The organism is Sorangium sp. So ce185 (assembly GCF_051526825.1).
Classification (GTDB): Bacteria; Myxococcota_A; Polyangia; order Polyangiales; family Polyangiaceae; genus Sorangium; species Sorangium cellulosum_D.
Genome location: NZ_CP150316.1, coordinates 9,288,151 through 9,313,946 on the forward strand (window position 1 = coordinate 9,288,151; position 25,796 = coordinate 9,313,946).

18 protein-coding genes are annotated in these 25,796 nt (G+C 70.5%); 11 read left to right on the forward strand and 7 right to left on the reverse strand.

What is annotated here, in order from left to right; all coding sequences use genetic code 11:
* Positions 1–92 precede the first annotated feature (92 nt).
* Together tssC and WMF26_RS34000 are read left to right on the forward strand one after the other, a co-directional pair.
* Positions 93–1,427 carry a type VI secretion system contractile sheath large subunit gene (tssC, locus tag WMF26_RS33995; RefSeq protein ID WP_437996117.1) on the forward strand — a complete coding sequence of 445 codons (1,335 nt, stop codon included), beginning with the start codon at positions 93–95 and terminating at the stop codon, positions 1,425–1,427.
* On the forward strand, positions 1,424–2,167 hold the full coding sequence (locus WMF26_RS34000; protein WP_437996118.1) for a ferritin-like domain-containing protein: 744 nt from the start codon (positions 1,424–1,426) through the stop codon (positions 2,165–2,167). The genes tssC and WMF26_RS34000 overlap by 4 nt, the downstream gene beginning before the upstream one ends.
* An 81-nt stretch (positions 2,168–2,248) precedes the next feature.
* On the opposite strand, the gene WMF26_RS34005 is transcribed toward WMF26_RS34000, so the two are convergent.
* Together WMF26_RS34005 and WMF26_RS34010 are read right to left on the reverse strand one after the other, a co-directional pair.
* Complete coding sequence (locus tag WMF26_RS34005; protein ID WP_437996119.1) at positions 2,249–2,815, reverse strand: hypothetical protein; 567 nt, start codon at positions 2,813–2,815, stop codon at positions 2,249–2,251.
* Positions 2,816–2,864: 49 nt separating this feature from the next.
* Positions 2,865–6,668 (reverse strand): RHS repeat-associated core domain-containing protein, encoded by a 3,804-nt coding sequence (locus tag WMF26_RS34010; protein ID WP_437996120.1) that lies wholly within the window; start codon positions 6,666–6,668, stop codon positions 2,865–2,867.
* A 142-nt stretch (positions 6,669–6,810) separates the two neighbouring features.
* Here WMF26_RS34010 and WMF26_RS34015 point away from each other — a divergent pair, with 142 nt between their 5' ends.
* Positions 6,811–7,734, forward strand: a complete 924-nt coding sequence (locus tag WMF26_RS34015; RefSeq protein WP_437996121.1) for a hypothetical protein — start codon at positions 6,811–6,813, stop codon at positions 7,732–7,734.
* 18 nt (positions 7,735–7,752) lie between these two features.
* Here the strand turns inward: WMF26_RS34015 and WMF26_RS34020 are convergent, their stop codons facing one another.
* The 3 genes from WMF26_RS34020 to WMF26_RS34030 form a co-directional block, all read right to left on the reverse strand.
* On the reverse strand, positions 7,753–8,622 hold the full coding sequence (locus tag WMF26_RS34020; RefSeq protein ID WP_437996122.1) for a phytanoyl-CoA dioxygenase family protein: 870 nt from the start codon (positions 8,620–8,622) through the stop codon (positions 7,753–7,755).
* Between the two features lie 122 nt (positions 8,623–8,744).
* A complete protein-coding gene (locus WMF26_RS34025) occupies positions 8,745–10,364 on the reverse strand; it encodes an ABC-F family ATP-binding cassette domain-containing protein (protein ID WP_437996123.1) in 1,620 nt (539 codons plus the stop codon).
* A 77-nt stretch (positions 10,365–10,441) separates the two neighbouring features.
* The gene (locus WMF26_RS34030) at positions 10,442–11,548 is read right to left on the reverse strand and encodes an AraC family transcriptional regulator ligand-binding domain-containing protein (RefSeq protein ID WP_437996124.1); all 1,107 of its coding nucleotides are present in this window, start codon (positions 11,546–11,548) and stop codon (positions 10,442–10,444) included.
* 131 nt (positions 11,549–11,679) lie between these two features.
* Between WMF26_RS34030 and WMF26_RS34035 the strand changes: the two genes are divergently transcribed.
* The 3 genes from WMF26_RS34035 to WMF26_RS34045 all read left to right on the forward strand — a co-directional run bounded on the left by WMF26_RS34035 (position 11,680) and on the right by WMF26_RS34045 (position 17,783).
* Positions 11,680–14,148, forward strand: a complete 2,469-nt coding sequence (locus WMF26_RS34035; protein WP_437996125.1) for a membrane dipeptidase — start codon at positions 11,680–11,682, stop codon at positions 14,146–14,148.
* Positions 14,149–14,500: 352 nt separating this feature from the next.
* Positions 14,501–16,174: a glycosyl hydrolase family 28-related protein gene (locus WMF26_RS34040; protein ID WP_437996126.1), complete on the forward strand. Its 1,674-nt coding sequence runs from the start codon at positions 14,501–14,503 to the stop codon at positions 16,172–16,174.
* 427 nt (positions 16,175–16,601) lie between these two features.
* On the forward strand, positions 16,602–17,783 hold the full coding sequence (locus tag WMF26_RS34045) for a hypothetical protein (protein ID WP_437996127.1): 1,182 nt from the start codon (positions 16,602–16,604) through the stop codon (positions 17,781–17,783).
* Between the two features lie 96 nt (positions 17,784–17,879).
* On the opposite strand, the gene WMF26_RS34050 is transcribed toward WMF26_RS34045, so the two are convergent.
* Positions 17,880–18,329: a DUF4267 domain-containing protein gene (locus WMF26_RS34050; RefSeq protein ID WP_437332459.1), complete on the reverse strand. Its 450-nt coding sequence runs from the start codon at positions 18,327–18,329 to the stop codon at positions 17,880–17,882.
* Positions 18,330–18,497: 168 nt separating this feature from the next.
* Here WMF26_RS34050 and WMF26_RS34055 point away from each other — a divergent pair, with 168 nt between their 5' ends.
* Entirely contained in the window at positions 18,498–19,493 is a 996-nt protein-coding gene (locus WMF26_RS34055) for a cupin domain-containing protein (protein ID WP_437996128.1), read from the forward strand.
* On the opposite strand, the gene WMF26_RS34060 is transcribed toward WMF26_RS34055, so the two are convergent.
* Positions 19,483–19,728, reverse strand: coding sequence for a hypothetical protein (locus WMF26_RS34060; protein ID WP_437996129.1), 246 nt, complete (start codon positions 19,726–19,728; stop codon positions 19,483–19,485). The genes WMF26_RS34055 and WMF26_RS34060 overlap by 11 nt on opposite strands.
* A 596-nt stretch (positions 19,729–20,324) precedes the next feature.
* Here WMF26_RS34060 and WMF26_RS34065 point away from each other — a divergent pair.
* The 4 genes from WMF26_RS34065 to WMF26_RS34080 all read left to right on the forward strand — a co-directional run bounded on the left by WMF26_RS34065 (position 20,325) and on the right by WMF26_RS34080 (position 25,446).
* On the forward strand, positions 20,325–21,773 hold the full coding sequence (locus tag WMF26_RS34065; protein ID WP_437996130.1) for a glucuronyl esterase domain-containing protein: 1,449 nt from the start codon (positions 20,325–20,327) through the stop codon (positions 21,771–21,773).
* Between the two features lie 441 nt (positions 21,774–22,214).
* Positions 22,215–23,381, forward strand: a complete 1,167-nt coding sequence (locus tag WMF26_RS34070) for a hypothetical protein (protein ID WP_437996131.1) — start codon at positions 22,215–22,217, stop codon at positions 23,379–23,381.
* Positions 23,382–23,860: 479 nt separating this feature from the next.
* Positions 23,861–24,418 (forward strand): hypothetical protein, encoded by a 558-nt coding sequence (locus WMF26_RS34075; protein WP_437996132.1) that lies wholly within the window; start codon positions 23,861–23,863, stop codon positions 24,416–24,418.
* Positions 24,419–24,864: 446 nt separating this feature from the next.
* Positions 24,865–25,446, forward strand: a complete 582-nt coding sequence (locus tag WMF26_RS34080; RefSeq protein WP_437996133.1) for a hypothetical protein — start codon at positions 24,865–24,867, stop codon at positions 25,444–25,446.
* Positions 25,447–25,796 lie beyond the last annotated feature (350 nt).

The following is a 25,796-nucleotide window of genomic DNA, read 5'->3' on the forward strand; positions in this document are numbered from 1 at the left end:
CTCCAGGAAAGGCTTCGAGGTGATCGCACCGCGCCCAGGTGAGCGCCGGGACGATGTCGGAGGCGGGATCGTGAAGTTGCGGATCGCGACGGATGCGGCTCTACTCGTTCACCATGACCACGATGCCTCATCGCCCCATCGACGACGATCGGATCCTCCAGCTGCTCCCGGAGAGGCTCGACGACGTGATCGCAGGCATCGACCGGCGTATCGCGGCGCAGGTGGACTTGATCCTCCACGACCCGACCTTTCAGCGGCTCGAGCGGGCGTGGCGCGGGCTCTGGTTCGTCGTCGAGAGGACGCTCTTCGACGAGAACATCCGTATCGACCTGCTCAACTGTTCCAAGGAGGACCTGCGGCTTGATTTCGAGGCCGCAGGCCCGGCCGACAAGGGCGGGCTGCACGCGATCGTCTACGCGCGCGCGATCGGGAGCGGGCACGAGCCCTATGGAGCGATCCTCGCGAATTTCGAGTTCGGCCCGGAGCCCGAGGAAATGGCCCTGCTCCAGCGATGCGCGACGGTGGCGCTGCTCGCGCAGGCGCCCTTCGTGGCGGCGGCATCGCCGCGTCTCCTCGGGATAGAGAGTTATCGCGCGCTCGGCGCCACGGACGGTGGCCGAGAGCCCGACCTATTGCGGCGGCTGCGCGAAGAAGAAGAGGGCGCACGCGCGCTCGGGCTGGTTCTGCCCCGCTTCCTGCTGCGCGCGCCGTTCGGGCGCGGCGAGCGCACAGAGGCGAGCTTCGCGTACGAGGAGAGCACCGAAGACCACGAGAGCTACTGCTGGGGCAACGCGATCTTCGCCTTCGCCACGCGGCTCACCGACAGCTTCGCGCGCTACCGGTGGTGTCCCAACATCATCGGTCACGGCGGCGGCGGTCTGATCGAGGGGCTGCCGCAGCCCGAGCGCGACGGCGTGATCGAAGCCCCAACCGAGGTAGGGCTGACTTTCCCCCAGGAGGCCGCGATCTCGGAGCGCGGGCTGATCCCGCTCGTGGCGGTCGCTCCCGGGCAAGCGTGCTTCTTCTCGGCGAGCTCCCTACGTGCGCCCCGATCCTTCGGCGACACGGAGGAAGGCAGGGCCGCCGAGATGAATTACATGCTCGGGAGCCGCCTCCCTTATTTCTTCATCGTCGCCCGCATCGTCCATTACCTCAAGGTCATCTATCGTTCCTACCAGCACGCCTTCGAGACGCCGGAGGAGGCCGAGAGGGAGCTGAACGACTGGTTGGATCAGTACGTCGCGGATCGGAACGTGGTGACCGCGGCGTCGCGCGGCCGGAAACCCCTGCGCAAGGTGAAGGTGCGCATCCTGAGCACCGAGCACGAGAGCGACTGGTACAGGCTCGAGATGCAGCTCCGACCTCACTTCAAGTACATGGGCGCCTTCTTCACCCTGGGCACGCACAATCGAATCGAGAAGAGATGATCGGTCTCGCCACGGACGATCCGATCCTCGCCCGCTTCGCGCGCGATCTCGACGCACAGGCCTCGATCGGCGTCGAGGACGGGCCCGGAGCGAGGCTCGATCTCGATCGCTTCACCGCGGAGGACATCGAGCACGCCCAGCTCGCTTGGAGCCACCGTGTCATGGGCGAGTACCGCGGGGTGGTGATCTACACCGAGCTCCTCTCGGCCCTCGTCGAGGCGGAGGCGCCGTACCCGGCGCTCGCGGCCGTCCACCGGATCATCGGAGACGAGCTCCGCCACACCCGTCTGTGCGCAGAGGTCGTTGGCTGGCTTGGAGGATGGGAGTCGCTCCACCTCGATCTCGGAGGGCAGCGGATGCCCCGCACCGACGAGCCTCCCGCGGCCAGGGCGCTCGAGATCGCCGCCCGCGAGCTCGTGGTCGTCGAAGAAGCATCGGTGATCACGCTGCGCGCCTACGTGCGCGCCGCCGGGGAGCCCTCGATCCGGCGGGCCTTCGAGTCGCTGCTGCGCGACGAGGTGCGCCACGCCGCCGCCGGGAGGTCGCTCGTGGCGCTGATCGAGCGCTCGTACCCGGAGAGCGAGCTCGCGACGGTCAAGGCGCGCCTTCGCGCCCGCCTGCCGGACGAGCGGCGGCACTTGCACGAGCAGGCGCTCGCGCGGGCCGTGGGCGGCCCGGGGCGAGAGCTCGGCGCGAAGCTCGGTCCGGGCGATCTCGAGGAGTGGCCTGGCGCCGGGTGATGCCGGTTTCAGGCCACGACGGCGAGCTGCGCGCCGCCGCCCTCGGCGGCCGCGCGGGCGGCGAGCTGCCGGCAGAGGAGGTTACTTGGCTTCATGTTCGGCCCTCACCTCTTCGTACAGCGCGATGGCGCGGTCGAGCGCTTCCTTCGCGCCGCGCTTCTCCTCGGGGAAGGCCTGCGCGTGATCGCAGCGGGACCACGTGAGCACCTGAATGATCTCGGACGCAGGCGTCTTGTCGACGTCTTCCAGGCGATAACAGTCGATCTGGAACAGCACCGGGACGGAGTCTGGGTCCCGCCCTGCGGAGATGAGGTCGGCGCGCAGCCTCAGGAGGAACGCCCGGTTACGCTTGAAGCGGTAGGCCTGATTGTCGGTCACGAAGACGACGACCTGGGCACGTTTCAGCGCAGCGAACCTCTGGGCGAAGAAGGTGCTACCATGGCCCTCGGCGGCCTCTTGGGCCGCGTCTTCCGCCATGGTCGGGACCGGCCACGTACCGCGCAGCCGGGCGAAGAACAAGTGGAGAGAGTACAGGACGTCGCCGCGCGCCCAGAGCACGCGGCCTTCGTGCGGCACTGAGCCTTCGCCCACTATACCGTCACGCCCCTGTGCGCAGAGATGCCGGAGAAGCCCGTCGGGGGCGCTCATCGTGGTCTTATAGTAGAATACATCCAGTGCGGGCATGGCGGGAGAGGAGTCACCAATCTCTCCTGGGATCGACTTCGATGTGATAGCCAACCTGTCGATTCTCGAACATCGCCGTCGCGTGCTGCTGGTAATTGTCGAAGACCATCCCTTGATCGTAGTCGACTATCCTGCCGTCGGGGTCCTTGTTCACCCAATGATCGCGCCACAACTTGGGCCTGCCCGTGCTGTCATCCCACGACGCGAGAGGCTCGTTACTTCCGTCGTCCAGGTCCGCCCCTAGGACATTCACAAGGAACCCTCCGCCGATACGACTTGCGTCTGTGGCAACTGCATCGCACAGCATCGCGTTCTTTCGTGTGCTGATCGCCGCCTGCCGCGCCTTGAGCACTGGATCCGCCTCGAACCTCGCCCGGGCCGCGTCGCGCATCGCCTTCCTCTCGGCGTCGCTGATCGGCTCGGGCAGGACGATGCGTTTACCGTAAACATCGACCTCCGCCGTCGGATCCACGCCCCTCGCATAAAGATTGTCTCCCCCTTCCAGCCCGATCGGATCCGGGCTGATGAACCTCCCCACCTCCGGGTCGTAGTACCGGTGCCGGTTGTAGACGAGCCCCGTCTCCTCGTCCGCGTACTGCCCGAGGAAGCGGATCGGCGTCGTGACGCCCCCCTCCCCGCCCCCCTCGATCCGCTTGCCCCACGCCGACAGCCGCAGCTCCCCGGCGATCTCGCCGCGCTCGTCCAGCAGCCGCTCCGGCGTCCCCAGGGGGTCGTTCACGTAGTGGTACCAGCGCGACGCCACGTCGCCGCTCACCCGGCGCGTCTCGCAGTGGGCGAGCGGGACCGCGCTCCCGCCGTCGAACACATACGTCCGCTCCTCGATGACCGCTTCGCCCTCGCGCGTGCGCACCTCGTGCACCGGCACGTGCCGATCCCAGTAGAACCGCGTGCGCGACACGAGCCGCGCCCCCGCGCCGTCCAGCGTCGAGACGCGCTTCTCGATCCGCCGCGCGAAGGCGTCGTACGAGAACTCCACCCGACGCCCGTCCGGCGTCTCCACCCGGCGCAGCAGCCCGCGCCCGTCCCACGCGTAGCGCGTGATCCGCGCTCCCCCCTCGCGCTTCTCCACCAGCCGGCCCAGCGCGTCGTAGCGATACGCCACGTCCCCTCTCCGGATCAGCCGGTCGCCGGGCCCGTGCTCGCGCGCCGGCGCCAGCGGGCCCGCATCCACCAGATTCCCGGTCGCATCGAAGGCGAAGACCTCGGACAGCCCCGCCTCCGCGATGACCTCCAGCAGCCGCCCGGCCGGATCGCGGCGGTACGCGGTGCGACCGCGCGTGAGATCCTCGACGGCCTCGAGGCGCCCCGTCGGATCATGGCTGTAACGCGCGTCCACGACCGTCCCCGCCGGGCGCGCGCCCACCCAGCCGGGATCGCCGGCGCCGATCGACGGGTCCGTCGCGGCGCGGCGCACGACGCGGCGCGAGAGGCGCCCGGCGACGTCGAAGGCGCTGTGCACCTCCCCGCCACCCGGCAGCACGCGCGCGATCTCCCGGCCGACCGGATCGAAATGCCGGCGCACCACCTGCCGGCCGTCGAGCGTCACCCGGGCGGCGCGGCCGTCCGGCGACGGCTCCCACGACAGCGTGTGGCCGAGCGACGTCCTTCGCCCGATCGCGCGCCCCTCGGCGTCGTGCTCCACCTCGACCGTGAACGCGGGGCCGCCCGGGCCCTCCTGCGTCTCGCGCACGATGCGCCCCATGGCGTCGCGCTCGAACGCGACCGTGCCGTCCGGCCCCGCCACCGACTCGAGGAAGCCGCGCACGTCGTACGCGTACACCTCGCGCTTGCCCTCGACCTCGCGGGCCACGAGCTGCCCGGCGAGATCGTAGACGAAGCCGATCGGCGCGCCGATCCCCGGCTCGACCCGCGTCTGCTGCCCGGCCGGATCGTGGCGGTAGCGCAGCACGCGCCCGTCGAAGGTGCGCTCCTTCACCCGGCGCAGGGCGGCGTCGTACTCGAACACGTGCCTCTCGCCGCGCGCGTTCTCGACCTCCAGCACCTCCCCCTCGCGCCCGTAGCGCATCCGCGCGGTCCGGCCGGTCGCGTCCGTCACCTCGTGAAGCCAGTGATACCCGCACCACGCGACGCGCGACGTGCGCCCCGCGCGGTCGGCGACCGAGACGAGCCGGCCCTCCCCATCGTGAGCATACCGCGCCGCGGCGCCCGCCGGATCCGCGGTCGCCACGAGATCCCCGCGCGGCGAATAGTCGAAGCGGCTCACCGCGCCCGTCGGATCGGTCATCGACAGCGTCCGGCCGAAGAAATCGTAGGTCCACTGCCACCTCCCGCCGCGCCGATCAAGGAGCGAGACCACGTTGCCGTGGGCGTCGTACCCGATGCGCACGACGCGGCCGGTCGCGTCCTCGGCCTCGATCATCTGGCCGCGCGCGTCGTACGCGAAGCGCCGCACCGCGCCGGTCGGATCCGTCGTCCGCACCGGCAGGCCGGAGGCGTCGCGCTCGATCGCCGTCGCGAGCCCCGCGGGATCGATCACGCGCACGACGTCGCCCCGCGCGTCGCGCTCGTAGCGCACGGCGCGGCCGAGCGGATCGGTCTGCGAGAGCAGCCGGCCCCGCGCGTCGCGCTCGTAGCGCGTGGTGGCCTGGAGCTGATCCGTCTCCGAGAGCAGGTGCCCGGCGTCGTCGTAGGTCGCCGACACGGCGTGCCCGCCGTCCACCTCGAGGTCGAGCAGGCCGTGCCGGTTGCCGAAGAAGCGCTTCACCTGCCGGGAGTTGGCGACCTCGCGGTAGCCGTCCGGAAGGTAGGCGAAGCGGCAGTGATAGATGCCCCTCGCGCGCGTCGCGCCGTCGGCGAGCAGCGGCGGCAGCCCGTCGGCGAGGCCGGGATCCGGCCCGCCGTCGCGATCGCCCCAGGTCTCGACGCAGCGCCGCTCGGCGTCGTAGCGGTAGTGGAACGTGAGCCCGGCGCGATCGGTGTGCTCCGTGAGCAGGTTGCGCTCGTCGTACGCATAACGCGAGGTGAAGCCCTCGGCGTCGGCCGCGGCGACGAGGCGACCGAGGTCGTCGTGCTCGTACCGCGCGAAGCGGACCCAGCGCCCCTGGGAGGCGGCGTTGTAGACGCTGATGGAGGCGATCCGCCCCTCGGGGCTCGGCGCGAAGCGGACGCGCCGGCCGGCGCTGTCCCGCACCTCCGCGATCCGCGATCCGTCGTAGGAGATCGCGATCCGGTTCCCGGAGCGATCCTCGATCGCCGTGAGCAGCCACTCCCGCTCGCCGGCGAGCGGCAGCGCAAAGGCGTGGAGCAGGCCGTCGCCCTTGTCGAGGCGGTAGCCGCCGCGCTCGCGCCGCAGCAGCCAGCCCCAGGGCCCGATCGCCTCGCCGCCCTCGGCCAGCGCCGGGAAGTCGACCGAGATGCCCTCGTCGGTCCAGACCCGGATCGCGCGCCGGGCGACGGCGACACGCCAGCCGAGGCTGTGCGCCCAGCCGTGGCCGAGGCCGACGTCGCGATCGGCCATGGCCGAGGAGTAGCGGCGGACGAAGGAGAACGGGAGCGGGCCGGGCAGCGCCAGATCGGCCCGCGGCACGGTGTAGACCCGCCCGGTGACGACATCGACCGGCTCCCCTTCGGACCTCTGCCTCCCCGCCCCGGAGGGGGCGTTCTTCTGATCGCCGCCCCCGCCCTTGCCGCTCCCGCTCCCCCCACCGCCGCTGCCGCCATCGCCGCCGCTGCCGCCGCCGCCGCCGTCACCGGATCCACCGCCGCCTCCCAGCACGGCGACCCCAGGGCACATCCCGGGGGGAGCAGAGGCATCAGGCGCCGGTGCGGTCGACATGGCTCAGCGTGCTCTCCGGGCGGGTGATTCGGTCGCGAGATCGCGGCGACAAACGACGCGAACGTATCGCTTCCCCGCGGCGCGGCGCAACGCCTCGAGGCGGCGCAGCAGAGGAGCGACGCTTCAGGCTAGGATGCACGCGATGGGTACGGCGCTTTCGCTGGAGCGCTACGCGGAGATGCGCGCGCAGATGGAGGCCGGAACGCTCCGCGACGAGGTGCTCGCGCGCGCCGGGCTCACGGTGGGCGAGTGGACGGCCGCGCAACGCGACTGGCTCGAGCGGATGGGGGCGGAGCTCGAGCACGGCAGCTTCGAGCTGACCAACCGCTACACGCGGGCCTTCCTCGAGCACCAGCGGGCGATCCTCGCGGCCTCGCCGCCCGCGAGCGCGCCCCCGGTGAGCCCGCCGCCCGGTCCAGCGCCGGCCCCGCCAAAGGCCGCGCCGGCGCCGCGGCGCTCGGCGCCGCTCGCGCCCTCCGGCACGGCCCCGCTCCCCGACATGCCCGCGCTCGTCGCCGCCCTGCCCTTCCTGCCCAGCGCGCCGCGTGATCCGGCGCCGCCCGCGCCGCCGGCGGCCGGCCCAGCGCCGCGGCCCCCGGCGCCGCCCGCGCTCACCGGCACCGCGCCGCTCTCCGACCTGCCCGCGCTCGCCGCCTCCCTGCCCTTCGCCCCGGCCCCGGAGAAGCGCCCCGCACCGGCGGCACCTCCGGCCGAGCCCATCACGGCCGGCACCGCGCCGATCCATGACCTGCCCGCGCTCGCCGCCTCCCTGCCCTTCACCCCGGCCCCGGAGAAGCGCCCCGCGCCGGCATCATCGCCGACCGAGCCCCTCGCGGCCCGCGCCGCGCCCGCCCTCTCGCTGGAGCACTACGCCGCGCTGTGCGCGGAGCTCTCGCTGCACCCGCGGAGCGCCGCGGCCATCTACCCGCGCTACGGCCTCCGCGACGTGGCCGCGTGGCAGGCCACCGACACGGCGTGGCAGCTCCGGATGCGCAGCGACCCCGCCCTCGAGGCGCGCTGGCAGCAGCTCGTCGCGCATTACCGGGCCTACTTCAGGGCGCGCTGAGCCGCCCCGCCCGCGGCGCTAGGCCTCGAACCCCCGCGCCGGCAGGTCGGGCGCGCGGCGCAGCCAGTTGTCCTCGGGGTAGCGGCACGCGCCGTCCACCACGTGGAGCGCGTAGGCGTGGCGCGAGCGCTCGGACCGGTTGGCGCCGCTCCAGTGCGGCAAGAGCCCGTGGAGCAGGACCATCGTGCCCTTGGGCGCCTCGATCGGCACGTAGGGAGCGCGCGGCGCGACCGCCGGGAACGGGGTGTCGTCCAGCGCGAGCATCCTCGTTCCGTCGCCGTCGCGCACGAAGCGCCTGCGCAACGGGCCCCGGTGACCGCCGGGCAGGGCCCACATGCAGCCGTTGTGCACGGTCGCGTCCTCCAGCGCGAACCAGAGCCCGATCACGCTGAGCGGGTCCGTGTAGAGGAACGTCGCGTCCTGGTGGCACGCCACGTCGCCGCCGATGAACGGGTTCTTGAAGATGTACATCGATTGCAGGAGCAGCGGGCGCGCGAGCGCGAGGTCCGAGACCACCGACGCGAGGGCCGGCGCCCGCGAGAAGGGCGCGAAGACCGGATCGAGATCGTGGAGCGCGTGGCCGATCTTGTTGATCGAGCAGGCCTTCGCCTGCCGCAGCGAGCCGTCGGGCAGGAACGCCTCCTCCTCGAAGAAGAACCGGATCCGGTCGCCGGAGCCGAGGAAGTACGCGTCGGTCGAGCGCGCCTGATCCCGGGTCGAGAAGATGGAGATCTCCGCGGGATCGAACCCCTCGACGAGCTCGGCCGCGCGCGCCCTGAGGGCGTCGCACTGCGCCGGGAGCACGAAGCCCTCGACGACCAGGAAGCCGTCGCGGTCGAAGCGGGCGCGCTCGTCGGCGGTGAGCCCGGGAGGCCTGGCGGAGAACATGCCCAGAACCGTACCAGAGCGCCGGCGGGACGCAGGCCGGCGCCCGGACGGCCGAGGTCCGCGGGATCGGGCCCGCGCGGAGGCGCCGCGCCCCCGCCGGGCGCGGCGCCGCGGCGCCCTGGCTACGACGCCTTGGCGCCCTGGTACGCGCTCGGGTTCCCCGGCCCCTCGAGGTACTCGTCGTACGTGCCGTTGAAGAGCTGCGGGCCCCGGGACGACAGCTCGAGCACGCGGGTGCCGAGCTTGCCCACGAAGTGCCGGTCGTGGCTCGTCACGATGACCGTCCCCTTGTACTCGATGAGCGCCTGGAGGAGCGCGTCGATGCTCTCGACGTCGAGGTGGTTCGTCGGCTCGTCGAGCACCACGACGTTGTTCTTCACCAGGATGAGCTTCGCGAGGAACAGGCGCGCCGCCTCGCCGCCGGAGAGGTTCTCCGTCTTCTTGAGCCCGGCCTCGCCGCTGAACAGCAGCTTGCCGAGCACCGAGCGGACGTGCTCCTTGGGCGCGCTCGGATCGAACCGGTACAGCCAGTCGTAGGCCGTGAACCCCGGCTCGATCGCCTCGTGGTGGTCCTGCGCGAAGTAACCCACGTTCGTGTCGTGGCCCCACGTGACCTTCCCGGCGTCGGGCGTGAGCTCGCCGACCAGGAGCTTGAGCAGCGTCGACTTGCCGATGCCGCTCGGGCCGATCACAGCGAGCTTGTCGCCCCGGTTCAGGTTGAAATCGAGCTTCTGGATCACGCGCAGGTCGCCGAAGCTCTTGGCGAGGCCCTCGACGCGCAGCACGTCGCGGCCGGACGGCTTCTCGATCTCGAACTTGATGTACGGCCGCACGACGCTCGAGCGGCGCACCTGGATGCCCGCCTCGAGCTTCTCGATCTCCTTCACGCGCGACTGCGCCTGGCTCGACCGGCTCGCGCTCGCGCCGAAGCGGGCCACGAAGTCCTTGAGCTCGGCGATCTTCTTCTTCTTCTGCGCGGCGTCGGCGTCCGACTGGCGCTTGCCCGTCGTCTTCTGCTCGATGAAGTCGTCGTAGTCGCCCGTGTACAGCGTGACCGTCTGGTAGTCGACGTCGGCGACGTGCGTCGCGATCGCGTTCATGAAATGCCGGTCGTGGCTGACGACGAGCAGCGTGCCGCGGAAGGTGTCGGTGAGGTACGCCTCGAGCCAGCGGATCGAGTCGAGATCGAGGTGGTTCGTCGGCTCGTCGAGGAGCAGGACGTCGGCGCCCGCGAAGAGCGTCTGGGCGATGAGGACGCGGAGCTTGTACCCGCCCGCGAGCGTGCTCACCGTGCTCGTGTGCCGCGCGGTCGCGATCCCGAGCCCCTCGAGGATCTCGGCGGCCCGCGCCTCGGCGGTGTAGCCGTCCTCCTCGCCGATCGTGCCCTCGAGCTCGGCCAGCCGCATGCCGACCTCGTCGGTCATCTCGACCTCGTACAGCCGATCGCGCTCTTGCATCGCGTCCCACAGGGCCCGGTTCCCCATCAGGACCGTGTCGATGATGCGGCTGGACTCGTAGGCGAAATGGTCCTGCTTGAGCACGCCGACCCGGAGCTGCTTCGGGATCTCGACGGTGCCCTGATCCGACTCCTCCTCGCCGGAGATGACCTTGAGGAGCGTCGATTTCCCCGCGCCGTTCGCGCCGACGAGCACGTAGCGCTTGCCGGGGTCGAAGCGCATCGACACGTTCTCGAAGAGAATTTTTGGACCGTACCGCTTGGTGAGCTTTTCGAGCGTGATCATCTCAGCGGCGCGGGGGATAGCACGTGGGCGCCGGCGCTTCCGGTGAATTCAGGCGGCGGCGCGCCCGCGCCGGCCGGTCACGCCGAGCGCCGCGCGGCCGAGAGCCGCGCCGGCGGCTCCCCCGCCCCCGGCGGCGCGTGGCCCCGCCGCCTGGCCCGGAGCGGCGCGCCGGCGTCCGCCGTGGTCGCGGCGCCGGGGGTCACCCCCGTCCACCGCTTGAACGCGCGGTGGAAGGCGCTGGGGCTGGAGTAGCCGAGCTCGTGGGACACCGCCTTGAGCTGGGCGCCGCCCAGCGCCTGCCGCGCCCGCGAGAGCCGCAGCTCCTGCAAGAGCTCGCGGTGGCTGACGCCCACGGCGGCCAGCCGCCGCTGCAACGTCCGCGCGCTCATCCCGAAGCTCTCGCCGATGCGCACCAGGCTGGGGTCGCCCGCATCGAGCGCCAGCGCGAGGGCGTGCCGGAACGCCGGCACGAACTCGCGATCGAGCGCGGATGCGGCCCGGAGGTCGAGGTGGACGCGGGAGAGCGCCTCCTCCGCCTGCGCCACGAGGATGCCCCGGAGCGCCGGGTCGTGGCTCGCGACCGGCGCCCGGACGATGTCGCGATCGAAGACGAGCTCGTCGAAGCCGCCGCCGAACTGGACCGGGGCGCCCAGGACCTCCTCGTATGCGCTCGCCGTGGACGAGGGCGCGTGCGCGAAGCGGATGAGGCGCGGCGCGAACGCCGGCCCGAACATCGTCCGGGCGCGCTCGACGATCAGCCCGAGCAGCAGCTCCGCCAGCGAGGGCAGGCCGCCGGGCGCGGCGTGGCGGAACCGGAAGGTGCGCCGATCGACCTCGGTCCAGACGCGCCCGGCGTCCGCGAGCAGCGGGAGGTACCGCGTGAGCTGCTCGAACGCCTCGGCCCCGGTCGTGCTCGTCTGCGCGAGGTAATCCAGGATGTCCAGGCTGCCCGGCGGAAGCATGCGGGCCGCGCGCAAGCTCAGGAGAGGGTCTCCCGCCCGATCCGTCAGCCCGCTCCAGGCACGGCGGACCAGGGCGATGGGGACCCGGGCGCCCCGCTTCTCCAGGAGATCGCCGGAGACGGCCATCGCGCGCCGCACGTCGTCGACCTCGATCCCGTCCTTTGCTGCGGCCGTCATCAGGACGCGCAGGAACTCCGTGGACGCCGAACCTTGGGCTGGCACGATGTCGCATTATGAGAGCGTGTCGCGAAATGTAAATCGGTCGCGGCGTCCGATCGATGACAGCGTGGCTATTCTGCTTGCCCGCGCGAGCCGGGGACAAGCTCACTCGAACCCCTCCGGCCGCAACAGCGATGACCAGCCTCGACCACCTCTCACCCCTTGGCCCATCCATCCTCCCTGGCCTCCCCGGCGCGGCGCCTCGCCGGCGCCGCGCGAGCCCGTTCGCGACCGCGGCGCTGGCCGCCGCCGCGCTGCTGGCGTGCGCGTGTGACGCCGCGATCCTGCCGTCGGACAGCGGGCAAGACGCGATGAGCGAGCTCACCCTCGCCGCGCGGAGCGACCTCTCCGCCGAAACGGCGGCGGCGGCCGACCCCGCCGCGTGGGCCCCGCTCGCCGCGCCGGCTGCGTCCGGCGCAGCCCCGGTGAGCGGGTTCGCGGATCTGCATTTCCACATGATGTCCGAGGCGGCGTTCGGCGGCGGATGGCTGCACGGCAAGCACGACGGCCCCGGCGCCCTGGACGACTGCGACGGCGGCATGCCCGAGAGCGACCACGCCCGCGTTCGACAGGACCTCAGCGGCCTGCTGGACAGCTGCCCTCAGTCGACGATGCTGGACTTCGCCAGCAACGGCGCGCTGTCGGCGCTGCTCGGCATCGGGGGCGGCGTCGTCGGCTCGGAGGCGATAGGCAAGACCGAAGGGACGCAGGGCGACACCGGGCTGCACCTCCAGCGGAAGCGCTCCTCGGAGGGCTGGCCGCGCTGGGACACCATCGCTCACCAGCAAGGCCACGTGAGCTGGCTGCGCTCAGCCCACGATCGCGGGCTGAGCCTCATCGTCATGTCGGCGGTGAGCTACGACTGGCTGTGCTCGATCCTGCCGGAGCAGAACCGCGAGCGGGCCTGTGACGAGATGGCCGACGTCGACCTCCAGCTGCAGATGACCCACGCGCTGGTCGCGCGGAACGCCGGCTGGATGGAGGTCGCGCTCTCGCCGGCGCACGCCCGGCAGATCATCGGGGCGGGCAAGCTGGCGGTGGTCCTGTCCATCGAGGCCAGCCACCTGTTCGGCCGCGACGTCGACGCGGCGAGGATGCGCGCGCAGCTCGACAAATACCACGCCCTGGGGGTCCGGACGCTCCAGCCGGTGCACCAGGTCGACAACGCCTTTTCCGGGGCGGCGCTGCACAACCCGATCTTCCAGTTCGCGCAGTACACCGAGACTTGCTTCATCGACACCGACTGCGGCGCCACCCTCGCGGGGGTCACCCTGGGCATGGATGTCGACGCGAGCTGCAACAACATGCGCGGGCTCACGCCGCTCGGCGAGCAGCTCGTCGGCGAGATGATGGACCGAGGCATGCTGATCGACGTCGCCCACATGTCCGAGCGAGGCGTCGACCGCGTCTTCGACCTCGCGCGGGCGCGCGACTATTACCCGATGTACATCTCCCACGGTCACTTCCGGGAGATCATGGGCCCCAAGGTGGCCGAGACCGAGAAGTCCACGCCGGCGCGGGTGATCCGGATGCTCCGGCAGACCGGCGGCATCTTCGGCCTGCGCACCGCGCACGACGAGACCAAGCAGTTCGCGCGGAGCTCGGTCGAGAACAGCTGCCAGGGGTCTTCGCGCTCCTTCGCACAGGCCTACGACTACGGGCGGCTCGGCCTCAAGGTGCCGATGGCGTTCGGGGCCGATCTCAACGGCTTCATCCAGCAGACACGGCCGCGCTTCGGCGAGGACGGCGCCTGTTCGGCGGCGTTCCAGGCGGAGGCCGATTGCCAGGCCTGGGAGCAGCGCGAGCAGGGGCCCGGCCCCCTGGGGACGGAGTTCGACGAGAAGGGCCTCGCCCACGAGGGGATGCTGCCCGATCTCGTGGCCGACCTGGAACGCCTCGGCGTGGACACGACGGGCCTGCGTTCCTCGACCGAGTCCTTCCTCCGCATGTGGGAGCGCGCGGCGGGCCCGCGCGCCGGCATGGCCGACCCCGCCACTGACATGGACGAGAGCGGCGTCGCGCCCCTCGCGACGGCCGAGGAGCGCGAGCTCGCCTACCCCACGAAGTGCGGCGCCGCCTATTGCCCTGGCTTCCAGGAGCTCGGGGGCAGCTGCAGGTTCAACGAGGAGTGCGAGAGCGGCCAGTGCACCGCCGTCGCCTGCAACGCGATCCCGGGACGCTGCGTTTGCAACGACGACGCCGACTGCGACGACAGCGTCGCTTACTGCGCGCTCAAGACGCCGGGGATCGGGGGCGACAACGAGTGCGTGCCGGACAAGGGCGATCACGCGGTCTGCACGCGCGACGGCCAGTGCGCGTCCGGCCGCTGCGGCGGGCTCATCGCCGGCACCGGCTGGTGCTACACGCCCGGATCGAAGGCCATCGGCCAGGGGTGCCGGGTGAACGAGGAGTGCCCGAGCAACCGCTGCGGCGACCTCACCCAGACCTGCCTCTGCCGGAACGACGCGCACTGCGGCGCGAACCAGTTCTGCGGCTGGGGCACCAACGAGGGCGAGTGCGTGAACAAGCGCGGCCGAGGCGCGGCGTGCACGAAGGACAACCAGTGCCAGTCCGGGAACTGCAGGTTCCTCTTCTGCCGCTGACCCTGGAAGCGCGCCGGGAGCTCACCGCCCACGACCCGGAGCTCCGCTATTGTTCCAGCGCGGGGAGCAACGTCCTATGCGGCTCGGCGGCCGGTCCGCGCGCCGTCCAAGACACGATCGCGCCGCCCTGAACGTGCCCGAAGACGCTTCAGGCGACGCGCAGCATCGAGTTGCTGTCGACGGAGCGCCGTGGTCTCCTTGGATCGAAGTCGTGCGGCATGCGAGGCCGGCTTCGCTATCAGGAGCATCCATGACCCGATCGAAGTATCGTGGGCTTGGTCTGGGAATGTTGCGACGCGGCTGGGCGGCCGGCGTGGCCTTGCTGCTTGCGTCGGCGCCCGCATTCGGCGGGATGTCGAAGCTCTGGGGCGCCGCAGGCGAGGCGTGGACCCCCACGAGCCGCCTCCCGGAGTATTCTCATGCGGGGTACCACGCGGGCGAGGCGCCGCTCCCCGAGGTGCCGGTGGTGGCGAACGTCACGGACTTCGGCGCGGTCGGCGACGGCGTGACCGATGATACCGGCGCCTTCGCGGCGGCCATTGCGGCGGCCGAGAACGGGGCTGTCCTGATCCCTGCGGGGCGCTATGTCATCACCGATATCCTCCGGATTTCGAAGAGCAACGTCGTGCTTCGCGGCGAGGGCTCCGGTCCGGACGGCAGTGTTCTCTTCATCCCCCAGAGCCTCGCGGATGTCTATGGACCGAGCCCGTCGTGGTCCTGGAGCGGAGCGTTCATCGATATACGTCCCTCCCAGGAGGTGATCGCCACGACCGCGACCGCGGTGACGGCCGCGGCGCCGCGCGGCGACACCTCCCTCACCGTGGCGTCCACCGTGGGCCTCGCAGAAGGGCGGCTCGTCGAGCTGCACCAGGTCGACGACGGATCGGGGAGCCTCGGCAGGCACCTGCACAACGACCAGGCGGAGGCGGGAGATTGCCCCTATATGGTCCCCCTGACCCTGGATTCGCCGCTGCGCATCCGCTCGATCGATGGCGGTGTCGTGACGTTCACGCAACCCTTGCGCACGGACGTATCCCTCGCATGGAGCCCCGAGCTCCAGACGCACGAGGTGGTGGAAGAGGTCGGGGTCGAGCACCTGCGCATCGAGTTCATCGAGGTCCCCTACGCCGGGCATTCGAAGGAGCCCGGCTACAACGCGATCACCTTCACTGCCGTGGCCGACAGCTGGGTCCGCGACGTCACCATCGTCGACGCCGACAGCGGGATCTTCACCGGGCCTTACGTGAAGGGGCTCACGTTCCAGGACATCGCGCTCGAGGGGCGCCAGGGGCACCATGGCATCGCGTTGAGCTATTCGGCGGACGTCCTGGTGCGCGATTTCAACATAGCGAACGTCTGGACGCATTCGCTCACGGTGTCTGCGCGCGCGAGCGGCAATGTGTTCTCCCGCGGAACCGGCGCCGAGCTGCTCGTCCTCGATCACCACGGCGACTCGCCGTTCGAGAACCTGTTCACGCAGCTCAGCGCGTACACGTTCGCGGGCAGCGGGGGCGAGGAATGCACGGGGCCGCACGGCGGCGCGCGCAACACCTACTGGAACCTCGCGGCCCCGATGTACATCCCCCTGCTGTGGGGCCATGTCCAGTCGAACGTCGTCGGCGAAGGCCTGGTCGTCGCCGACGAGCTCACGGAAGATGCTCAGTGGTACGAGACCGTGAGCGCCCTCGAGCCGGCGAACCTGTACGAGGCGCAGACCTCGCGGCGCTTCTGCGGGGAGCTCTCCGACGCATGCAACCTCGGGGTCTACGAGCCAGAGTCGGCGTCGTGCTCGCAGGCGCCTCGGCCTCGGGGTACGGCGTGTGACGATGGCGATCCGGAGACGGACGGCGACGCGTGCTCGGAGGGCGTGTGCGCGGGGACATCGCCTTCGGGGTGCTCGTACGGTCCGGCGGCGCCGGGGCGAGGCTCGTCGCCGCTCTTGCTCGGCTTGCTCGTCGCCATGAGCGCGGCCGCCGCGTCGCGCCGGCGAGGGGCCTTACGGGACTGTCGGCCACGCCCGCGATGAGCACGCCCGCCTCCGGCTCGCGCGGTTGGCATACCTGGAGTGAGGCGACGCCCCGCGCGGAGCGAGCTCAACAGCCGCCGTTCTTCGGAAAGGCGCGCAGGGGGCGGGGCGCTACGAGCGACTGGAGAGGAGCGGCCCTGACCCCATCTCCTCCAAGCAGCGTCATTCGTGACCGAGGGCTCGGGCGAGGTGAGCTCGCGTGAAACCCAGCCGTTTGCTCGACGGCGCCGACCTCTTGCGAGTGATCTTGACGTTGGACCCTCGTCGGACGCGTTGTGTGCTATAGACCCCGCGTTTGTACCTGATTCAGCACAATCGCCGAGGATATCCCATGAAATTCTCTCCAGAACGCTTCGGTCTTGTGGTATCAGCGTGCGCCGTGGCCGGTCTCCTCGCTCGCGGGGCCGCTGCGCAGTCGGCCCCCTCCGTGGAGACCACGTACGTCGATGCGCCCGCGACCGATCCGGGGCGCGTGGACGGCTGGTCACCGGGGCTGCTCCTCGGCGGCACGTTCAACCTGGCCAACAATCAAAGCGTCGTCGGGCAGTCAGACGGGACAGGCATATCCGCAGGCTTCGTCCTCGAGGGCTCCCTCGACTTCAATCAGGCCGCCCATGAGCTCCGCATGACGCTCGGGGCCGGCGCTGGCGTGACGCGCACGCCGGCCGTGGATGCCTGGGTCAAGACGCGCGACGCGCTCGCCTTCGAGGCGATTTACCTCTACCACGTCGTGCCTTGGTTCGGGCCGTTCGGTCGCTTCGCGCTCGATACGCAGATGTTCCCTGGCAGCGACCCGCGCTCGGCGCCGACGACCTATGCGATCGCGCGCGCGGACGGGACGAGCGAGGCGATCACCGGGACGCGCCTTCACCTGAGCGATCCGTTCCAGCCAGTGACGCTCAAGCAGTCGCTCGGCGTCTTCGTCCAGCCCGTCAATCGGGAGCCCATCCTTGTCGAGGCGCGCGCCGGCGCTGGCGCGCAGGAGGTGATTGCGTCGGGCGTGCTCGCCCTGGGGGACGACGACGGGACGCCCGAGGTCGAGGTGAGCGAGCTCTCGAGCTATAGCCAGCTCGGCGCCGAGGCTGTCATCGAGGCCTCGGGCGCGCTCCGTGACAAGCAGATCACGTACAAGGCGGGCGTCGCCGCCCTCTTGCCGATCGTGTACTCGGATCTGGACGCAGGCGATGAGCGCGGCGCGCTGGACCTCATGAACGTCGACATCGTCGGGGGGCTCACCTTCAAGCTCGTGGAGTGGGCGTCTCTCGACTACCAGCTCCATGTCGTGCGCCAGCCGCAGCTCGTCGACGCCTGGCAGGTGCAGAACAACATCCTGCTCACGCTCTCCTATGCCGTGGGCTCGAAGGTGCCAGGGCTGCCGCCCTGCGTGCCCTGCAAGCCGGTGCCAGCCAAGGCGGAGCCCGCGCCGACGCCTGCGCCCTCGCCTGCCCCGGAGCCCGCGCCGACGCCTGCGCCCACGCCGGCCCCCGGGCCTGCGCCTGCGCCCGCACCGGACGCGGCGCCTGCACCTGCGCCCACGCCGGTCCCCGGGCCTGCTCCTGCGCCCGCACCGGACGCGGCGCCTGCGCCTGCGCCTGCGCCGATGCAATGATGATAAACGCTGGCAGGTAAACACCATCAAGAGTCATCAGGACGAGGGCTCGCGGCACGTGGCGAGCGGCGCTGCGGCAGCTGCCCGCCGCGCCGCTCAGCGCTCCAGCGCCGCGTGCGGCTCCAGCGCGGGGCGCGGCGTCCACAGCATGACCACGGCGGCGACCACGCAGTAGACGGCCGCGGAGCCGTGGACCATCAGCGCGTAGGGGACGCTGCAACGACCGCTCGTGCTCGTCACCAGGCAGTCGACGAGCGGCATCACGCTGGAGGCGAGGGTGACGACGCCGAGCGCCGTGCGCATCCGCAGCGCGAGCAGACCCACGAACATGAGGCCGATCCCCAGATCGCGGCCCGCCTTGATGTGGAGAAAGACGGCGTCTCCGACGTCGAGGAGCGGGAGGCCGAAGCCCTGAGCCGCCGCCACCGGCTGGGCGAAGCCGTTCACCGCGAGGAACAGCATGAACGCGCCGCCCAGCGCGCCGAGGATGAACGACGGCGAGGTGGGCTTCCAGGACGACGATTGCTCCAAAGGTTCACGCTTCACGATCCGCCTCCTCCGATACGGCATCGCCACCCCTGCGGTGCGCGAGCCGTTCGATGCGAGAGAGCTTGGGGATTGTCGCCGCCACGGGCCATCGCTCCGGCTCTCGATGTTTTGTCCGAAGCGCTCACGGTGCGATCGTTCGGGAGAAGGCTGCTACCGTGGCGTTCCATGAACGAGGGCGCGGTGCACGACGTGCTGGGAAGGGTGCTGGAGCTGACGCACCTGCGCGGCCGGGTCTACTGCCACTCGTCGGCGCGGGCGCCGTGGGGGATCTGCTTCGACGCGTCCGCGGACGCGCTCTTCCACCTGGTCACGGCCGGCACGTGCTGGCTCTTCCTCGGCGAGCGGCGGGTCGCGCTCGGGCCGGGCGACGTGGTGCTCCTGCCGCGCGGCAGCGCGCACGCGCTCGCCGATCACGCGCGGAGCCGGCGGATACCGCTCGCGGCGTGGCTCGCGGCGCGCGGGACCGTCGACCACCGCATGCGCCTCGGCGACGGCCAGGGCGTGGAGACGCAGGTGCTCTGCGGCGTCTACGCGTTCGACGTCCCCGGCGCCCGCCACCCGGCGCTGCGCGTGCTGCCCGAGCTGGTCCACATCCCAGCGAAGAAGACGCGCGGAAGGCCCGAGCTCGCCGAGACCATCGCCGGCCTGACGCGCGAGCACGATCGCGTGGATCTCGGCCGATCCCTGGTGGTGTCGCGGCTCCTCGACGTGCTCTTCGTGCAGCTCCTCCGCGCCTGGGTCGACGATCAGCCCCCCGGCGGCGCCGGCTGGCTGGGCGCGCTGCGCGATTCGCTCGTCGCCGCTGCGCTCTCGCTCCTCCACGAGGACCTCGCCGCGCCCTGGGACGTCGCGGCGCTGGCGGCGAGGCTCGGGACCTCGCGGCCCACGCTGGCGCGCCGCTTCGTGGCCGAGGTGGGTCTCTCCCCGCTCGCGTACCTGACCCAGGCACGCATGCACGAGGCCGCGCGGTTGGCGCGCGAGACCGATCGATCGCTCACCGAGATCGCCGAGGCGGTGGGCTACACCTCGGTGTCCGCCTTCAACCGCGCCTTCCACCGCGAGCACGGGCTGCCGCCCGGCGCGTTCCGCAAGCACGGCGCCGCGCAGGACCGGCGAGAGGCCGGCGACGACACGCCGGCTGCGCCCTCCCTCACCGAGTGAAGGGCGGGAGCACGAGAGCGTCGCCCGCCGCCGACGCGTCGACATCGGGGTGCCGGGCAAGCCCCAAGGCAGCTTCGCAGGTCACCGGGTCGTAGCGCTCACCGAAGAACGGCTCTCCGCCTCGGCGCTCGCCCCAAAGTGTCGCTTCCTCGGATGTCCCGCAGGCGCGCGCTGTCGCGAAGTGTTCCCGGAGACGATCCGGGTGGATCCCATCGACTCCAAGCTCGTTGAACATTTGCACCCCGACCTAGCGCTGCTCGCTCCGGTCGTACGATTCTCAGCGATAAACGTGATCGAACCGCCCTCCACTGGGAATGAGCGTCTGATGGTGTCGTTCCGGCCAGCCTTCTCCAGACCTCTCCCCCTAAGGGCCCTCCTCCCCCTGTCCGTCGCGTGCGGCTCCAGCGATGGCGGCATCACAGTTGATGAGGATGACACCACCAGCACCGGCAGCCCGACCAGCGGCGCTTCGTCGGCGGGCACCACGTCGTCCGTGGCCGGCGCCGGCGGCGGTAGCGCCGGTGGCGTGACCTCGGGAGCGGGCGGTTCCTCGACGATCCCCCGAGCCCCGGGAGCGCCGTTCTCATGGCTCGGTTCACGGGTCCTCGGCTCGACGGCGAACGCATCGCACCGCGCCCTGAAACTTCTCGTTCACGTGCCATCGGCATCGTCACAGCGCAAATTCGCACGCGTGGCAAAACAGCATTACTGACGCGAAAACACATAGACTTATTCACCGTCTGCTATAAGTACGGCGATTGCGTGTCACGCACTACGCGCCGTGCGCCGCGTGTCGCATTCCGCCACTGCACTCGATACATGGAGGCCTTCATGTCTGTCCGTTCTCGTGCCTCGCGCCAATTAACCGCTCTCGCGGTCCCCGTCCTCGCCCTCTTCACCTTCGCTGGCTGCTCTTCAGAAGTAGGATCCGGCGGTACCGGTGAAGATGCTTCGGGCACAGGCGGCGGGACGTCGGGCGGGAGCGGGGGAGTCACCACGGGTGGAGGCTCCGCGACCAGCGGCGCTTCCGCGACCAGCGGGGTCGCCGGTACGGGCGGCGGTGCTCCGACGGGCGGATCCGGCACGGGCGGCTCCCCGACGGGCGGGGCTACCGGGACCGGCGGGAACGGCGGCGGCGGCAGCTTCACGTGTACCCTGCCCACTCTGCCTGAGCCGAGCGCTCTGACCGAGGTAAACGAGAAGCTCCCGGATCCGTTCACGTTCTTCGACGGAACGAAGGTCACCACCAAGGAACAGTGGGAGTGCCGCCGCAAGGAGATCCTGGCGATGGCGGCCAAGTACCTCTACGGTCCAGTCCCCGGCGAACCGGACGAGGTGACCGGGACCGTCTCCGGAGGTACCGTTTCGATCACCGCCAAGGTCGGCGAAAAGACCGAGAGCTTCTCGGCGACCATCAGCGGATCCGGCGATGTGATCGCCCTCGAGCTGTCGGGCGGGATCTTCCCGTCAAGCAGAAAAAAGCTGTCGTTCGGCAGCGGCTTCGAAGGCAAGATAAGAAACCTCTTCGGCCTGTCCGAGCTCAACACCAACATCGCCAACGGATGGATGATCGACCGGGTGATGGACGTGCTGGAGCAGAACCCGGGCAGCGGACACGATCCCACGAAGGTGATGGTGTCGGGTTGCTCCGGATGTGGAAAAGGCGCTTACCTGGCGGGTGTCTTCAGTCGCGCGCCGGTGGTCGTCATCGTGGAATCGGGCGGCGGTGGCGTGGCCAACCTGCGTCAGGCAGAGTGGTTCAGGCACGGTGAAGGCGGTTCTGTCTGGCAGTGCTCGGATGCAAAACCTCAGAGCATCGACAACCTCGAAGACAGCGGCATCTGCGGCCCCTGGGTGACCAGCGCGGCCCGTTGGCTCCGGAGCGACCCCTCGAAGGTGTACAACCTCCCCTTCGATACGCACATGATCCTGGCGACCATCGCTCCGCGGCATCTGGTGCACTTCACGAACGCCAACGGCAGGAACTCATGGTGTCACCTGGGCGGGACCTGCGAAGCGCTCTCCGCGTGGGCGGCAAAACCGGTATGGAAGGCGCTCGGCGTCCCAGAGCGCATGGGCTTTCAGATGTACAGCGCGAACCACTGCGGCGCGTCCGGCTCTCAGACCGCCCTCGCAGGCGAGATGTTCAAGCGAGCGTTCGAAGGCAATACAAGCGCGAACACGGACGTGATGAACATCCTGGACAATGGCGTTCAGCAGCCGGTCAACGAATGGAAAGACATGTGGGTTGACTGGGATATGGAGACAGTGCTGCAGTAGCGATGCCCCGGGGGGCATGAAGGCCATTCTGGCCTCGCCCTCCATTCGGCGTGATTCCCGGGCGTCGGTCGTTCGCCGTGCAGGCCCCGCTCGCCGACGACGAGCAGACGACCAGGCGCTACGAGATCGCGACGAGGGCGCTGGCGCTGCGCCGCCGACGCGGGCTACCGGGCCAGCCTGCCGGCGGACGCGGCGCGGAGCCTGGCCCTCCAGGGCGGACCGCTCGACCCGGAGGGCCGCCCGCGCGTCCGAGGCGCGGCCCTTCGCCCGCGAGGCCATCGCGGTGAGCACCCATTGCCGTAGGGGCACGTCGGGCAGGACGTGGTCGACGCGCGGCCGAGCCGCACGTCCGCCGGGCGCTGCGGCGGCGTCGTGACCTTGCGTGGCTTTCGCTGTAGACGTTGCGTGGCTTCCGCTGTAGATGTGAGCGCAGGAGGTACCATGTCTCACAGTACGTCGCCCCATTCCTATTTCACCCGGGTCGCGCTCACCGTCGCGTGCGGCCTTTTCGCGCCCGCGACCGCGCTCGCCGGGGTCGACACGTTCCCGGGATGGAACAGCTACACGTTCGAGGGCTCCTCGGCCTCGGGCCCGGTATGGGGCGCGCAAACGGCGCCGATCCTCCACTACCTCACGGTCTGCGCCGGTCCGTACTGCGACTACGGGGACGCCACCGCTATCGGCAACGGGACCGTGATCGGCAATCAGCTCGACCAGATCATGAACGGCGCCGTGGTCCGGGGGGACAACGCCTACCTCGACCCTCAGGGACAGCGGGTCTATCACTCGATGAGCTTCGAGCTCGATACGATGGACTTCTTCTCGAAGAACCCCAAGGCCCACATCGCCGTCTCCCCGCGGGCGTTCCTCCCGTACGCGGTCGGGGGCGCCATGTACCATGGATATCCCGTCTTCACCGTCGAGCCCACGTACAACAATGCCAAGGTGCCCTATGCGATGGGCAGCGGCATCATGCTGGGCAACGTGCCTTGCTTCCACCAGGAGCCGTCCGATGGTCGACCGTTCTACTACGACGGCGGCGCCTTGCAGGACTACCAGGGCGACCTCCCGAACGCCGTGGGGATCGAGCATTTCCTGAGGCCCTGGGCCCCGAGCGCGGTCTCCAACAAGACCTGGTGCCAGAAGAAGACCGGCGTGATGCCCGCTCCGGTGTTCCAGGATCAATCGACCTACCAGGTCAACGTCTCGGTCAAGCGGTCCACCTGCAATGCCCCCCAGACGGGCACCTGCCAGTGGGTCGGCTATTTCATCCAAGAGAAGCAATGCAGCGGCTTCGGATGTACCTGGGTCCCCGTCGCGAGGGGGGGCGGGCCGCGGTATTTCCCGGACACCTCGGGCGCTGGCGCGGGCGGGGCTGTCTTCGGCCCGACGTCCCCCTCCGGATGGAGCGCATTGCAGCCGGGCGATGGCTCGAGCTGGTTCATCGCCTCCATTTTCACGAAGGCATTCACGACCGTGGACGCGAGCTCGCGCTGGAGCTTCAAAGTCAGGAGCCTCTGGACGGACACCGCCGACACGGCCCCCCTCTGGTGGAGCGCGTGCCTCGATACGACCTCGCCCGATCCCTCTACCTGCGGCAATCTCTGAAAACAGGATCCGTTCAGGGCTCCTGCGTACCGTGTGCGCTCCCCAGGAGCCTCCATGCCCGACGATCGGTTCGACAGGGCCTCGTGGGCGCTCGCCCTCCGTCCCGCGACACCAGGCGGCCCAGCGGGCGGTGTCGGAGACGTCGCGGATCAGGGGCTCTGGCATGTGGACCTTCTCCGTCCCAGGGGACCAGGCTGGCGCCGGCTGCGCCCGGCGTCGCCACGAGGGTGACGTCGGTATTTTGGCCCGCCACGACCTTGAAGTCCACCCGAGGATACGGCGGCAAGCCGCCCAGGAAGCCCACCTGGAGCGCAGCCCTCGTGAGCCAGCGTGTATCAGCCACGGTGGCGCGGGCTGCGTCGCGCTCGTGGACGAGCGGCGCGAGGCGGTGATCGCGCGCAGGGGTCTGGAGCTTCGACACACTCTTCGTCGTGACCTGCTCGGCCACCGTGGTATGGGTCGAGCTCCGCTTGGAGCGCATGACCGTGATGGAGCCGAAGATCGTTCACGTTGGGCCCTACCCCCTTCGGCTGCCCGAGCTCTGGTACGAGGAGGGTGAGGTCCGCGAGAAGCCCGGCTTCTTTGGGTACAACGCCGTCGCCATCGTGGGGGTGAGCTTCGACTTCTACGTCATCGTCGGGCGCGGGCGGGACGAGGAGGAACGACGGCGGTACGTCGACGGGTTCGTGAAGGGGAAGGCGCCGCTGCGTCACCTCCGCGAGCGCACGAGCTGGCAGGGCATGGCGTTCGAGCGGCATCGATTGGAGGAGTGCACGAAGCTCGCCCCCGGGGCGGTGTACGAGCTGTTCCTCTGCGAGGCCCACGGCGACCTGCTCCTGTTCGGCTTCGGCTTCGTCGCGCCGCTCGAACAGGAGGAGTCCCTGCGGACGCTCTTCACGACGATGGTGAGCGGCGCCATCGTGGAGCGGGGCCATTCGCTCCACGGGGAGGGCGCCGGGAGCGGTGGCGATGGCGGCGCTCCACGCGCCGCCGCAAAGCCCAAGCGAAGCTGGTGGCCCCCGTTTCGGTGGCGGTAGCGGCGGTTATCGGCCACCATACTCACGGATGGGCTGATGATGGCCCCCGCGCGCCAGGGGCCTGCTCGGCCTTGCGGCGACCCGGGCCTGACCCGATCCTCGCGTGATCGCCCCCGCGAGCCTTGCCGCCCCCTCTCCCGCCGCGGGCCGTCCGTGCAGCAACGCGCCCGAGCCGCTCCGGACAACGGTGGCAAGCGTTGCCAGGACGGCAAGACTTGCCATGCGCACGCCGGCAAGCATTGCCAGGAGGGCGACTCTCGCCACGCGCGCGCCGGCCGATCCGCGCGTGCGGCCGCGGGGCGACCGCGCGGCGCTGCCAGGTCGGTGCGCCGCGTAGCCCGCCTTTCATCGGAAGACCCTTCGCGCGGAGGGCCGGCACGCCGGTTGCGAAGTCGCTCTTCCTGCCGGGCTCGACGGCGATGATCGTGAAAGGTAGGGGACAAGCCATGAAGACAATCCACATCATCCTCCGTTGCGCTCCCTTCTTCGGCCTCTTCGCGGTGGCCTTTCCGGGTTGTACAAGCGAGTCCTCAGACTCGGTAAAGCCAGAGGAGATCCTCTGTGGCAAGCTGGCCGAGTGCGGGCGGCTGAGCGGCGGCGTGACAGCCGAGCAGTGCGCCACCGATACCCGCCGAGCCCACGAGCAGGCCGTCAAGGAGGTGGGCATATGCACGCCGGTCTTCGCGGAGCTCCAGAGCCTCATGGCCTGCGCGGCGCAGCAGGAGGGGTGCGAGATCGACGTCGGTACGGGGGCGGCCGAGCTCCCGGGGGATCATCCGTGCTTCGCGGAGAACGAGAGCTACAAGGAGGCGTTGCAGGCGGTAGAGCAGGGCCATGAGCCCGATGCGGGAGACCTGTGCGCCTTCTATTATACGAGGGCCATCGATATGGTGACGACCCCCGCGACCGGCCAGGCGTGCACGACGAACGCCGATTGTCCAGACGTCGAGTGCCCGGACCCGGCGCTCGGGAGGGCGGGCTTTTGCCAGAGCGGCAAGTGCAAGACGGCGATCGACATCTGCAGGTGAGCGCGACGGTCGAATCACCGGAGCGGGACGCGCTCGGACGCCGCCGGGGCGGGACGCGCTCCGACGCCGCCGGAGCGGGACGCCCGCCGGCATTTCTCTGAGCGTGACGTGGGCGTCACAGACAATTTTCGCGGTGAAACCGGAATGCATACGGGGTCCTCGACGCCCGCGGCCGCTCCGCAGGCCGTGGCGCCGAGCCCGCGCTCGAGGAGCTCGCCGGCGCAAGGGTTCCCAGCCAGCGCCCGCCGCGACATCGGCGGCGTGCTGGATGCGCACGGCGGTGAGGTGATCGCGGAGCGGTGGACCAGGCGAAGCGGCAGCCGGGCGGCTATCTGTGCAGCCCACCGGTC

What these genes read in the sequence shown, in the direction of transcription:
- tssC (WP_437996117.1), top strand. Translation starts at nt 93, where the DNA reads ATGCGGCTCTACTCGTTCACCATGACCACGATGCCTCATCGCCCCATC.
- WMF26_RS34000 (WP_437996118.1), top strand. Translation starts at nt 1,424, where the DNA reads ATGATCGGTCTCGCCACGGACGATCCGATCCTCGCCCGCTTCGCGCGC.
- WMF26_RS34005 (WP_437996119.1), bottom strand. Translation starts at nt 2,815, where the DNA reads ATGAGCGCCCCCGACGGGCTTCTCCGGCATCTCTGCGCACAGGGGCGT.
- WMF26_RS34010 (WP_437996120.1), bottom strand. Translation starts at nt 6,668, where the DNA reads ATGTCGACCGCACCGGCGCCTGATGCCTCTGCTCCCCCCGGGATGTGC.
- WMF26_RS34015 (WP_437996121.1), top strand. Translation starts at nt 6,811, where the DNA reads ATGGGTACGGCGCTTTCGCTGGAGCGCTACGCGGAGATGCGCGCGCAG.
- WMF26_RS34020 (WP_437996122.1), bottom strand. Translation starts at nt 8,622, where the DNA reads ATGTTCTCCGCCAGGCCTCCCGGGCTCACCGCCGACGAGCGCGCCCGC.
- WMF26_RS34025 (WP_437996123.1), bottom strand. Translation starts at nt 10,364, where the DNA reads ATGATCACGCTCGAAAAGCTCACCAAGCGGTACGGTCCAAAAATTCTC.
- WMF26_RS34035 (WP_437996125.1), top strand. Translation starts at nt 11,680, where the DNA reads ATGACCAGCCTCGACCACCTCTCACCCCTTGGCCCATCCATCCTCCCT.
- WMF26_RS34040 (WP_437996126.1), top strand. Translation starts at nt 14,501, where the DNA reads ATGTCGAAGCTCTGGGGCGCCGCAGGCGAGGCGTGGACCCCCACGAGC.
- WMF26_RS34055 (WP_437996128.1), top strand. Translation starts at nt 18,498, where the DNA reads ATGAACGAGGGCGCGGTGCACGACGTGCTGGGAAGGGTGCTGGAGCTG.
- WMF26_RS34060 (WP_437996129.1), bottom strand. Translation starts at nt 19,728, where the DNA reads ATGTTCAACGAGCTTGGAGTCGATGGGATCCACCCGGATCGTCTCCGG.
- WMF26_RS34065 (WP_437996130.1), top strand. Translation starts at nt 20,325, where the DNA reads ATGTCTGTCCGTTCTCGTGCCTCGCGCCAATTAACCGCTCTCGCGGTC.
- WMF26_RS34070 (WP_437996131.1), top strand. Translation starts at nt 22,215, where the DNA reads ATGTCTCACAGTACGTCGCCCCATTCCTATTTCACCCGGGTCGCGCTC.
- WMF26_RS34075 (WP_437996132.1), top strand. Translation starts at nt 23,861, where the DNA reads ATGACCGTGATGGAGCCGAAGATCGTTCACGTTGGGCCCTACCCCCTT.
- WMF26_RS34080 (WP_437996133.1), top strand. Translation starts at nt 24,865, where the DNA reads ATGAAGACAATCCACATCATCCTCCGTTGCGCTCCCTTCTTCGGCCTC.